This window comes from Streptomyces acidicola (assembly GCF_009377235.1).
Lineage (GTDB): Bacteria > Actinomycetota > Actinomycetes > Streptomycetales > Streptomycetaceae > Streptomyces > Streptomyces acidicola.
In genome coordinates, this window is sequence record NZ_VMNX01000274.1 from 1 (window position 1) to 11877 (window position 11877).

The following is an 11877-nucleotide window of genomic DNA, read 5'->3' on the forward strand; positions in this document are numbered from 1 at the left end:
GGGGTCCGGGGCGGAGCCCCGAAGCCCTGGGGATCCAGGGGGCGTAGCCCCCTCGGCGGGGTCGAAGGGGCGGAGCCCCTGGGATGGGACGGGTAGGGGCGGCGGGCGCGAAAAAGCCCCCGTCCTGCTCCGGAGGATCGTCCCTGCGGAATGAAACCCGCACCCGCCCGCGTTGGGCCTTCCGGCATATCAGAACAGACGGGAGGCGCCGGCGTGGCAGCGGAGCAGGGGGACATACGGGGCTGGGCCGGGCGGGAAGGGGGCGGCTGGGCGCGTCGACTCGCCGGGTACGCCTGGCGGTACCCCAAGGACGTCGTCCTCGCCGTCGGTTCCTCCGTGGCTGGTATGGCCCTCATGGCCATCGTCCCCCTGATCACCAAGGTGATCATCGATGACGTCGTCACCGACCAGACCCGGAGCATGGCCCCCTGGGCCGGCGCGCTGATCGGGTCCGCCGTCCTCGTCTACGTCCTCACCTACATCCGCCGCTACTACGGCGGCCGTCTCGCCCTCGACGTCCAGCACGACCTGCGGACCGACATGTACGAGACGATCACACGGCTCGACGGGCGGCGTCAGGACGAGCTGTCCACCGGGCAGGTCGTCGGGAGGGCCACCAGCGACCTCCAGCTGATCCAGGGCCTGCTCTTCATGCTGCCGATGACCCTCGGCAACTTCATGCTCTTCCTGATCTCCCTCGTGATCATGGCGTGGCTGTCGCTGCCCCTCACCCTGGTCGCGATCGCCGTCGCCCCGGCCCTCTGGTGGATCGCGAAGCGCAGCCGTACCCGGCTGCACCCGGCCACCTGGTACGCGCAAGCCCAGGCCGCCGCCGTCGCGGGTGTCGTCGACGGCGCCGTCAGCGGGGTCCGCGTGGTCAAGGGCTTCGGGCAGGAGGAGCAGGAGACCGGGAAGCTCAGGGAGGTCGGACGCAAGCTGTTCGCGGGGCGGCTGCGCACCATCCGGTTCAACTCCCGGTACACCCCGGCGCTCCAGGCCGTCCCCGCCCTCGGGCAGGTCGCCATGCTGGCGCTCGGCGGCTGGCTCGCGGTGCGCGGGCACATCACGCTCGGTACGTTCGTCGCCTTCTCCAGCTATCTCGCCCAGCTCGTCGGCCCCGTCCGCATGCTCGCCATGGTCCTGACCGTCGGTCAGCAGGCACGGGCGGGCACCGAGCGCGTGCTGGAGCTGATCGACACCCGGCCGACCCTCAGGGACGGCACGAAGACGCTGCCCGCCGACGCCCCCGCGACCGTCGAGTTCGACGACGTGTCGTTCGCGTACGGGGACGCCTCCGCGGAGTCGAACAGGGCCCCCGTCCTCAACGGCCTCAGCTTCGAGATACGCCCCGGCGAGACCCTCGCCGTCGTCGGCTCCTCCGGCTCCGGCAAGTCCACGCTCTCGATGCTCCTGCCGCGCTTCTACGACGTCACGCACGGCGCCGTCCTCATCGGCGGCCACGACGTCCGGGAGCTCACGCTCGACTCCCTCCGCGCCGCCATCGGGCTCGTCCCCGAGGACTCCTTCCTCTTCTCGGCCACCATCCGCGAGAACATCGCCTACGGCCGCCCCGACGCCACCCAGGAGCAGATCGAGACCGCCGCCCGCGCCGCCCAGGCGGACAGGTTCGTCAGCGAACTGCCCGAGGGATACGACACCAAGGTCGGTGAGCACGGCCTGACCCTCTCCGGCGGCCAGCGCCAGCGCGTCGCCCTCGCCCGCGCCATCCTCACCGACCCGCGTCTCCTCGTCCTCGACGACGCGACCTCCGCCGTGGACGCCCGCGTCGAGCACGAGATCCACGAGGCGCTCAGGCAGGTCATGGAGGGCCGCACCACCCTGCTCATCGCCCACCGCCGCTCCACCCTCAACCTCGCCGACCGCATCGCCGTCCTCGACCACGGCCGCCTCGCCGACGTCGGCACCCACGAGGAACTCCAGGAGCGGTCCGCCCTCTACCGGGCGCTGCTCACCGACCCGGACGAACTGGGCGGGGTCTCGCCCGGCCACGTCAAGCAGGCCTCCCTGGCGGAGGACACCCTGACGGAAGACATCCTGGCGGCGGACACCTCCGTACGGGACGAACTGGACGCCGAGTTCGACGCCGAGCGGGGCATCACCCCCAGGCTGTGGACGGGCGACCGGGAGCCCCGGGACCTCGCCCTCGACGGGACACCGGCCACCCCCGAACTCCTCGCCCAGGTCGAGGCGCTGCCCCCGGCCACCGACACCCCGGCCATCGACGAGGCGCGGGCGGTCACCGCGGAGGAGTCGTACGGCCTGCGTCGGCTGCTGCGGGGCTTCAGGGTCCCCCTGCTCATCAGCCTCGGGCTCGTCGCCGTCGACGCCGGCATGGGACTCCTCCTCCCCGTCCTGATCCGGCACGGCATCGACAACGGCGTCTCCGAACTGGCCCTCGGCGGAGTGTGGGCGGCCTCCGTGCTGGGGCTGCTCGCCGTAGTGGCCCAGTGGGCGGCACAGATCGGCGAGACGCGGATGACCGGACGGACCGGTGAGCGCGTCCTGTACTCGCTCCGGCTGAAGATCTTCGCCCAGCTCCAGCGGCTCGGACTCGACTACTACGAGCGAGAGCTGACCGGCCGGATCATGACGAGGATGACGACGGACGTCGACGCCCTCTCCACCTTCCTCCAGACGGGCCTGGTCACCGCCTTCGTCTCGGTCGTCACCTTCTTCGGCATCATGGGCACGCTGCTCGTGATCGACGTGCAGCTCGCGCTGGTCGTCTTCACGACGCTGCCGCCACTGATCATCAGCACGTTCTTCTTCCGCCGGGCGAGCGTGAAGGCGTACGAACTCGCCCGTGAACGCGTGGCGCTGGTCAACGCCGACCTCCAGGAGTCGGTGTCCGGGCTGCGGATCGTGCAGGCGTTCCGGCGCGAGCGGGACGGCGGCGAGCGCTTCGCGGCCGGCAGTGACAGCTACCGCAAGGCGCGCGTCCGCGGCCAGTGGCTGATATCGGTGTACTTCCCGTTCGTGCAGCTGCTGTCGTCGGTGGCCGCGGCCGCCGTGCTGGTGGTGGGCGCGCAGCGGGTGGACTCCGCGACGCTGACGACGGGCGCGCTGGTCGCGTACCTGCTCTACATCGACCTGTTCTTCGCACCCGTGCAGCAGCTCTCCCAGGTCTTCGACGGCTACCAGCAGGCCACGGTGTCGCTGGGCCGCATCCAGGAGCTGCTCCGCGAACCCACGTCGACGAAGGCGGCCGAGGAGCCGCTGGAGGTGCTGTCCCTGCGCGGGGACATCACGTTCGAGGACGTCCACTTCGCTTACGGGGAGGATGAGGAAGCCCTCGGCGGGGTCGCGCTCACCATCCCGGCCGGGCAGACGGTCGCCTTCGTCGGTGAGACGGGCGCGGGCAAGTCGACCCTGGTGAAGCTCGTCGCGCGCTTCTACGACCCCACGGACGGGCGCGTGCTCGTGGACGGCACCGATCTGCGGCACCTGGACATCACGTCGTACCGGCACCGGCTGGGCGTCGTGCCGCAGGAGGCGTACCTCTTCCAGGGCACCGTCCGTGACGCCATCGCCTACGGCCGCCCCGACGCCACCGACGCCGAGGTGGAGGCCGCGGCCCGGGCCGTCGGCGCGCACGACATGATCGCCACGCTGGACGGCGGCTACCTCCACGAGGTCGCCGAACGCGGCCGCAACCTCTCCGCCGGGCAGCGCCAGCTCATCGCGCTGGCCCGCGCCGAACTCGTCGACCCCGACATCCTGCTCCTCGACGAGGCCACGGCCGCCCTCGACCTGGCCACCGAGGCCCAGGTCAACCAGGCCACGGACCGCCTCGCGGGCCGCCGCACCACGCTCGTGGTCGCCCACCGGCTCACGACCGCCGCCCGCGCGGACCGCGTCGTCGTGATGGACCACGGGCGCGTGACCGAGGACGGCACCCACGACGAACTGCTCCGACTGGGCGGCCGGTACGCGGAGTTGTGGCGCACCTTCGTGGGGGAGCCCGTCAGCGCGCCGAGCTGACACCCCGCCAGTGGACGTGCAACCATCCGGCATACGTCGCGCGTCCGTACACCAGTACGTCTTCTGCGCGGGGAGGGGTGAATCGCGGTGAGCGGTAGAGCGGCGGGGACGCACGGTGCGGTAAGGCGGCGGATGGCGCTCGTACTGGCCCTGCTGACCGCGTCCGGGCTGCTCGTGGTGGCCGGGCCGGGCAGCGCCGAGGCGGCATCCTGCGCGGGGCGCAAGGTCCGTACGCTGCCCTTCTCCACCGGCCGCGTGGACGTCTACAAGCGCAGCGGATACGTCTGCGCCGTGACCGTCGCCAAGAAGCGGGGCGCCTCCCGGTGGATGTCGGTCAGCGTGCAGGCACGCGGGAGCCGGCCGGTGCTGCGCGAGGGTAAGCGCAAGGAACGCATCGGTACGGGGGCCGTGCACGCCGGTCGGCGGTGCGTCTGGGTCAAGGGCGCGGTCAGCAACGGCAGCACGAGCTCGGGGTGGATCCTCTGCTGACCGGGGCTGCGCCCCAGGCCCCGCGCCCCTTCTGGGGGCTGCGCCCCCGGGCCTCGGTTGGTGGCAGCCCCGTGTTGTTGTCGGGAGTCTGCGGGCCGTGTGTGGCTGGTCGCGCCCACGCGGCGGAGCCGCATATCGGCACAGCCCCGCGCCCCTTGGGGGCTGCGCCCCCGGTCCGGACCCCGGACCCCTCAAGCGATGGCAGCTGACCCGTCCACCCGCACAGGGTTTTCCCTAATCTCCGCTGGTCTCCGGCCAGTTGGCGGCCTCGTCCCCTGGTGCGGGCGCCGGTCGCTCGACTAGGTTCCGGCGCACGATGAGTCACAGGGGAGATTCCATGCGCAAGGCGCTCAGATGGATGCTGGCGCTCGTGGTGCTCATAGGCACGGTGAGCACGGCAGGGGCGGCCACCGCCGCCCAGCCGGACGCCACGGGCACCGGCACCAGTGCCACCACCGACATCAAGGACCAGCTCCTCGCGATCCCGGGCATGAGCCTGGTCGAGGAGAAGCCGTACTCCGGCTACCGCTTCTTCGTTCTCAACTACACCCAGCCGATCGACCACCGGCGCCCGTCCAAGGGCACGTTCCAGCAGCGGATCACCATGCTGCACAAGGACACCAGCCGCCCGACGGTCTTCTACACCGGCGGCTACAACGTCTCCACGAACCCCGGCCGCCGCGAGCCCACCCAGATCGTGGACGGCAACCAGGTCTCCATGGAGTACCGCTTCTTCACCCCGTCCCGTCCCGCCCCGGCCGACTGGTCCAAGCTCGACATCTGGCAGGCGGCCAGCGACCAGCACCGCATCTTCACCGCGCTGAAGAAGATCTACTCGAAGAAGTGGATCTCCACCGGCGGCTCCAAGGGCGGCATGACCGCCACCTACTACGAGCGTTTCTACCCGCGCGACATGGACGGCGTCGTCGCCTACGTCGCCCCCAACGACGTGGTGAACAAGGAGGACTCGGCCTACGACCGGTTCTTCGCAGGCGTCGGCACCAAGGAGTGCCGCGACCGCCTGAACGCCGTCCAGCGCGAGGCACTCGTGCGCCGTGAACCGCTGGAGAAGAAGTACGCGGAGTACGCCGCCGCCGACGGCCTCACCTTCGACACCATCGGCAGCCTGGACAAGGCGTACGAGGCGACCGTACTCGACTACGTGTGGGGCTTCTGGCAGTACAGCCTGCTCGCGGACTGCGACAGCGACACCATCCCGAAGGACGCCAAGGCCGCCACGGACGACGAGATCTGGACCTCCATCGACACGATCTCCGGCTTCTCCGCCTACACCGACCAGGGCCTGGAGCCGTACACGCCGTACTACTACCAGGCGGGCACGCAGCTGGGCGCGCCGACGATCGAGTTCCCGCACATCGAGAAGAAGTACATCCGCTACGGCTACCAGCCGCCGCGGAACTTCGTGCCGCGCGAGATCCCGATGACGTTCCAGCCGTACGCCATGCGTGACGTGGACACCTGGGTCCGCCACAACGCCACCCGCATGCTCTTCGTGTACGGCGAGAACGACCCGTGGGGCGCCGAGCCGTTCCACCTCGGCAAGGGCGCGCGTGACAGTTACGTCTTCACGGCCCCCGGCCTCAACCACGGCGCGAACGTGGCCGGTCTGGTGGCCGACGAGAAGGCCCTGGCCACCGCCCGCATCCTGGAGTGGGCGGGCGTGGCCTCCGCCGCGGTCCAGGCGAACCCGGACGCGGCGAAGCCGCTGGCCCGGTACGACGCCAAGCTGGACAAGCGCGACATCGAGCGCGAGATGACGCTCAGGCCGTAGTCCGCCGCCCGGCGGACGTTGAGTGAGCCCCGGTACAGCCGCGACGGTGACGCGGTACCGGGGCTCACCTCCGCTCGGTGTCCTTGGTGTCCTCGGTGTCCAGGCTCACCCAGCCCGCCTTCGACGACGGGGCGTAGATGATGCCGCCCGCCACCATCGGCTCCGTGTCCAGGCCGAGCTCCATACCGCTGGCGTCCTCGATGTCCGGCACGCTGTGCTGGTAGAGGAGCTTGCCCGTGTCCGCCGCGTAGACGGCGACTCCCCGGAGGTTGGCGACGTACACGCGGTCGCCGGCCTGCACGGGAGGCGCGTCGGCCGGGCCCCTGCCGGGCAGGGACCTGCGCCACAGCTCGGTCCGCTCGACCGGATCGACGGCGACCAGCTCGCCGCCCGTCGCGGTGGGCGCCACGAAGAGCACCCGGCCCGGGGTGACCGACAGTTCGGGCGCCCCGATCTGACCGTTGCCCAGGGTCGCGTCGACCTGCGTGCGGACGCCCTTGGCGCCCTCGGCGAGCTCCTGGCGCAGGATGGCGTACTTCGTGCCCGTCTCGTTCGTATTGTCCGTCACGGCGCAGTACAGCCGCGTCGTGCCGTCCTCGTCGAGCAGCGCCTCGCTGCCGGCGTCGCACGGAGCGGACAGTGCGAACGCGGCGACGCGCGTGCCGCTGCCGGTGTTGACGACCGTGACGAAGTCCTCGCCGAGCGCGTCGGCGGAGGCGCTCGCGAAGACGTAGAGCCTCTCGCCCACCACCCGCAGCGCGGGCGGATGCCCGGAACTGCCGTCGCCGGACACGCGGGCCGTCACCGCCCAGCTCTCCCTGCCCGACGTCGCGTCGACGGCGTGCACCCGCCCGTCGTGGTCCACCGCGTACACCCGCTCGCCGTCGCCGATGAGCCGTTGGGTGAGCGTCGGCGTCGTATAGCGCCACTTCACCGCGCCGTCGGCGAGCGACAGACCCATGATCCGGTCACCGATGTTGACGATCGCGGTGTCGCCGACGACGACGGGGGTGTTCTGGCCGTACGCCGACGCCTTGTCGGTCCGCCACAGCTCCTTGCCGGTCGCGGCGTCGATCCGGACCGTCCGGTCGCCGACGCACAGCAGGGACGAAGCGGCGTACACGCAGTCGCTGTTCTGGAGGTTGTACTGCCACTGCCGCCAGCCCTTCGGACGGCGCTCCGGGCTGTCGCGGTACGTGAACGTGAAGCCGCCCGACCCCGACTGCGTGCTCATGTAGCGTGCTGAGCCCTCCGGTTGCGTCACGGTGCGTGTGCTCCCTCTGGGGTCCGTGCCGGAGCCCGGGCCGTCCTCACCGCCGTCGAGCGCGTACATCAGCCCGCCCGTCAGGGAGGCGACCGCCACGACCGCGGACGCCGCCGAGAGGACGAGACGCCGGCGCCGCCGGGGCGGGGGAGTGGGGGCGGAGCCCGCGCCCGCGGTGGTCGGCTCCGCCGGAAGCCCGGATGAGCCGGTCGAGCTGGATGAGCCGGTCGAGCCGGACGTGCGGGGCGAGCCGGACGTGCGGGGCCCGCGGGGCGCGGGTGCGCGGAGCACCACGGTGTCCGGCGAGTCGAGGGCGGCCGGGACGGGCGTGCTCTGCAGTAGGGCGAGCAGCTCGTCCGCGTCCGGCCGCTCGGTCTGCTCCTTGGCCAGACAGCGCTCGACCACCGGCAGCAGCCAGTCGGGGACGCCGTCCAGGTCGGGCGGTTCGTGGACCAGTTGGTACGCCACCGCGTACACGTCCGTTGCGTCGAACGGCACATGGCCGCTCGCCGCGTACGTCAGCACCGAGCCCAGCGAGAAGATGTCGCTCGGTGGGCCGACGTCCTTCTGGGCGCGGATCTGCTCCGGCGACATGAACGGCGGGGTGCCCACGGTGATGCCGGTGCCCGTGGGCATGTCGGCGTCGGCGGCGCGCACGATGCCGAAGTCGATGACGCGGGGGCCGTCGTCGGCGAGCAGGACGTTGGCCGGCTTGAGGTCGCGGTGCACTATTCCGGCGCGGTGGATGTCGCGCAGCGCCTCGGCGAGACCCGTGGCCAGGCGGTACAGCTCCTCGGAGCCCAGCAGGGGACCCAGCTTGATGCGCTGGTCCAGCGGCTGTCCCGGTACGAAGAGGGTCGCCATCCAGGGCGGGTCGGCGTCCGGGTCGGCGTCCACGACCGGCGCCGTGAAGGCGCCGCTGACCTGGCGGGCGGCGGTGACCTCGCGCCGGAACCGCTGCCGGAAGTCGGGCCGGTGGACGAGGTCGGTGCGGATCACCTTGACGGCGACCTGGCGGCCCGAGGGCGACGTACCGAGATAGACGCGGCCCATGCCGCCGGAGCCGAGGAGCGAGTCGAGACGGTAGCCGGGAATCTCCGGCAGCTCGCCCTTGCCCTGAACATCCTGAGCGTCCTGAGCGTCCTGGGCCATCGTCCCCCCATCGTCGGACTGCCATCGGCGCACTGCCGTCGTCGTACTGCCATCGCCGTACGGTCGGCAAGCGGATGATATCGACCCCGAGTGCCACCCCAGGAGAGCCTTGTGCGCCGCGAGTTGACGGCTCAGACGGGCCGGGCGCAGCCCACCGGGTCGTCGCCGCCGAGCTGGACGTAGAGGGCCGTGGACGCGGGGCACTCGCTGCGTTTGCCGACGGCCGAGGTGACCTCGTACTCGGGCGCGTTCTCGCCCTCGCCGTCGCAGGACGTCTCGCGGACCTCACCCTTGCCTGTGCTGTACACGCAGTCGCCGACGATCGTGCGGGGCCCGCCACCGCCGCCCGGGTCGCCCGGATGCGGCGGCGTGAGCTTGCGCATGCAGGCGTAGCCCTGGGAGACGGTGCCGTCGCCGTTCTCGTCGTAGCCCTGTCGGGCCTCGCTGATGTGGAGGACGAAGTCCGTGGTCGCGGGGCAGGCCGGCCCCTCGGACACCTTGCCCTCGTGCCGGGCCACCACCCGGGCCGCGGCCCGCTCGCTCGTGCAGGGCACCTCCGTGAAACTCGTCGTCCCGAAGGAACTGCACTCGTCGACGCCGAGGAACACCGCCCCGAAGCCCGATGAGCGCGCCGCCGATCGCGTCGGCGACGCGGCCGCGGCGGGCGTGCCGGCGTCGGACCCGCCGGAGCCGGAGCCGGAGCCGGAGCCGGTGCCGGAGCCGGTGCCGGAGCCGTCCGCTCCGGACCATTGCTGGCAGCCGCTGAGCACCGCCGTCGCCATCACCGCGGCCACCGCGGCCATCGCCACCGCGACGCTCCGCGAAGCGGTCCGCACCCGCAGGCGACCCCCGCCACCCACGCGACCCCTGCCCAACACAACCATGAACCCGTCCCCCCGACGCACCCCGCCGTCCAGCGTGGCCCGTCGGGGAGGGGTCACGCCAGACGAACAGGGTGCTTTGCGAAGCTTGGGGGTGGTGCGCCCGGTGTGCGACGTAGGTCTAGTACGTCAGCCCGTGCCCGACCGGATACAGCACCTGCGCCGGATCGTCCGAGTACTGCACCGGCACCGGCAGTCGCCCGCGCGGTGCCACGTGCCCGGCCACCACCCGTGCCGCGGCCCGCAGTTCGACGTCCGTCCACGAGTACGACGCCAAGTAGGCGCCCACGCCCGGGAGCTGCGCGACGTCGTACGGATTGCGGATCGCGATGGCGACGACGGGTACACCTGTGGCGACCAGCGCGTCGACGAGTGTCTTCTGCGAGTTGGCCGCCGTCACGTTGTACGTCCCCACGACCACCGCGTCCTTGCCCTCCGCCGCCGCGACCGCCCTGTCGATGGCCGTCTGCGAGGGTGCCGTGCCGGTGGACAGCGCCGTGGCCGTGAAGCCCAGTTCGGTGAGGGCGGTGGCGAGGACGGTGGTCGGCGGTCCCGTGGTGCCGGACGGGGAGGCCGGGTCCGCGCCCACGACGAGCACGTTGCGGTGGGTACGGCGCGACAGCGGCAGCAACCGCTGATTGTTGACCAGCAGCGTCGTCGTGCGTTCGGCGATGCGGTCGGCGGTCGCGAGGTGAGCGTCGCCGCCCACGACCCGGTCGACTCCGTCCTGGCTGACGTACGGCTTCTGGAAGAGCCCGAGCTTCGCCTTGAGCCGCAGGACGCGCAGGATCGATTCGTCAAGGCGGGCCTCGGTGAGCTCGCCGTTCCGTACGGCGTTCAGGACCGCGTTCCAGGCGATGTCCAGGGAGGGCGGGTTGAGGAGCTGGTCGACACCGGCCTTGAGCGCGAGTACGGGCACCCGGTCGTCGCCGTACTTGGTCCGCACCCCCTGCATGCCCAGCGAGTCGGTGACGACGACGCCGTCGTAACCGAGCTCCTCGCGCAGGATGCCGGTGAGGATCGGGCGGGACAGGGTGGCCGGGTCCCCGGACGGGTCGAGGGCCGGGACCATGATGTGCGCGGTCATGATGGAGTCGATGCCGGCACGGATCGCGGCCCTGAACGGCGGGGCGTCGAGCCGGGTCCACTGCTCCAGGGTGTGCTTGATCTCGGGGAAGCCGTAGTGGCTGTCTTCCGTGGTGTCGCCGTGCCCCGGGAAGTGCTTGGCCGTGGCGGCCACCCCGGAACCCTGGTACCCGCCGACCTGGGCGACGACCATCCCGGCCACGGCCTCGGGGTCGGCTCCGAAGGACCGTACGCCGATGACCGGGTTGGCCGGGTTGACGTTCACGTCGGCGACGGGCGCGAAGTCCTGCCGGATGCCGAGGGCGCGCAACTCGGCGCCGCCGATGCGGGCGGCCGCGCGGGCGTCGGAGCGGGAGCCGCCCGCGCCGAGGGCCATCGCGCCGGGGAAGAGGGTGGCGGGCTTGCCCACGCGCGCCACGATCCCGTGCTCCTGGTCGGTGGAGATGAGCACGGGCAGTCCCCGGGGGAGACCGAGGGAGGCGCGCTGGATTCCGTTCGACAGGTCGGCGATCTGGTGGGGGTCCCGGGTGTTGTGCGCCCAGGCGAAGTAGATGATCCCGCCGACGTGGTACCTGGCGATCAGCTCGGCGGCCGTCCGTACGCCGATCTCCTTGAGGTTGGCGTCGATGTCGGCCTGGTCCGGGGCGGTCGCCGAGTGCCCGTACACCCGCATCACGAAGAGCTGGCCGACCTTCTCCTCCAGCGTCATACGGGAGATGAGGGCGCGGAGTCCCTTGTCGTCGGTGCCGGGCGCCGGGGCTGCCGCGTCGGCGGACGTGGCGTCCAGGGCCAGGGTGGCGGTGACTCCGGCGGTCGCGGCGAGGACGGTACGTCTGGAAGGGCGGCGGGAAGGGCTGTTGGTAGGTGGGTTGGTGGGTCTGTTGGTAGGTGGGTTGGCAGGTGGGTCGGTAGGTTTGGGGGTGTTTCCGGTGCTTCCTGTGCTGGAGTCGCGCATGCGCGCTCCTTCCCTCATGAAGGAAACTTCCGAGGAGTCACGAATAACCGGGAAGTTTCTTCCAGTCAAGGGGCCGCACCGGGACCCGGTGCGGGGCCGTCACCGGCGCAGTCGGAGGGGGCGCACCGGTGACGGCGTGCTGCCGGCCGCAGGCGGCGGAGAGGGTGGTCAGCGATCGCAGCCAGCAGCGAGGGCCGACACCGCACAGCGGAGACTCTCCGGCAGTTCGGCGTTTGGACGGGGCGGGGTGGGGGTG

General features: G+C 71.6%; 6 protein-coding genes. 3 read left to right on the forward strand and 3 right to left on the reverse strand.

Annotation, left to right across the window (positions count from 1 at the left end; translation table 11 throughout):
- Nucleotides 1–213 precede the first annotated feature (213 nt).
- From FPZ41_RS40075 to FPZ41_RS40085, 3 genes are all read left to right on the forward strand, one after another.
- Nucleotides 214–4002 (forward strand): ABC transporter ATP-binding protein, encoded by a 3789-nt coding sequence (locus FPZ41_RS40075; protein WP_322621337.1) that lies wholly within the window; start codon nt 214–216, stop codon nt 4000–4002.
- A gap of 132 nt (nt 4003–4134) precedes the next feature.
- A complete protein-coding gene (locus tag FPZ41_RS40080) occupies nt 4135–4491 on the forward strand; it encodes a hypothetical protein (protein WP_152868969.1) in 357 nt (118 codons plus the stop codon).
- A gap of 337 nt (nt 4492–4828) precedes the next feature.
- Nucleotides 4829–6283 carry a S28 family serine protease gene (locus FPZ41_RS40085; protein WP_152868964.1) on the forward strand — a complete coding sequence of 485 codons (1455 nt, stop codon included), beginning with the start codon at nt 4829–4831 and terminating at the stop codon, nt 6281–6283.
- Between the two features lie 64 nt (nt 6284–6347).
- Here FPZ41_RS40085 and FPZ41_RS40090 read toward each other — a convergent pair whose 3' ends face one another.
- The 3 genes from FPZ41_RS40090 to FPZ41_RS40100 all read right to left on the reverse strand — a co-directional run bounded on the left by FPZ41_RS40090 (nt 6348) and on the right by FPZ41_RS40100 (nt 11621).
- The gene (locus FPZ41_RS40090; RefSeq protein ID WP_152868966.1) at nt 6348–8699 is read right to left on the reverse strand and encodes a protein kinase domain-containing protein; all 2352 of its coding nucleotides are present in this window, start codon (nt 8697–8699) and stop codon (nt 6348–6350) included.
- Between the two features lie 131 nt (nt 8700–8830).
- Nucleotides 8831–9502: a hypothetical protein gene (locus FPZ41_RS40095; protein ID WP_152868971.1), complete on the reverse strand. Its 672-nt coding sequence runs from the start codon at nt 9500–9502 to the stop codon at nt 8831–8833.
- 199 nt (nt 9503–9701) lie between these two features.
- Nucleotides 9702–11621 carry a glycoside hydrolase family 3 protein gene (locus tag FPZ41_RS40100; RefSeq protein ID WP_152868968.1) on the reverse strand — a complete coding sequence of 640 codons (1920 nt, stop codon included), beginning with the start codon at nt 11619–11621 and terminating at the stop codon, nt 9702–9704.
- Between the last annotated feature and the right edge of the window lie 256 nt (nt 11622–11877).

Excerpts from the sequence above, each read along its gene's own strand:
- FPZ41_RS40080 (WP_152868969.1), top strand. The coding sequence starts at position 4,135 with ATGGCGCTCGTACTGGCCCTGCTGACCGCGTCCGGGCTGCTCGTGGTG.
- FPZ41_RS40085 (WP_152868964.1), top strand. The coding sequence starts at position 4,829 with ATGCGCAAGGCGCTCAGATGGATGCTGGCGCTCGTGGTGCTCATAGGC.
- FPZ41_RS40090 (WP_152868966.1), bottom strand. The coding sequence starts at position 8,699 with ATGGCCCAGGACGCTCAGGACGCTCAGGATGTTCAGGGCAAGGGCGAG.
- FPZ41_RS40095 (WP_152868971.1), bottom strand. The coding sequence starts at position 9,502 with ATGGCCGCGGTGGCCGCGGTGATGGCGACGGCGGTGCTCAGCGGCTGC.
- FPZ41_RS40100 (WP_152868968.1), bottom strand. The coding sequence starts at position 11,621 with ATGCGCGACTCCAGCACAGGAAGCACCGGAAACACCCCCAAACCTACC.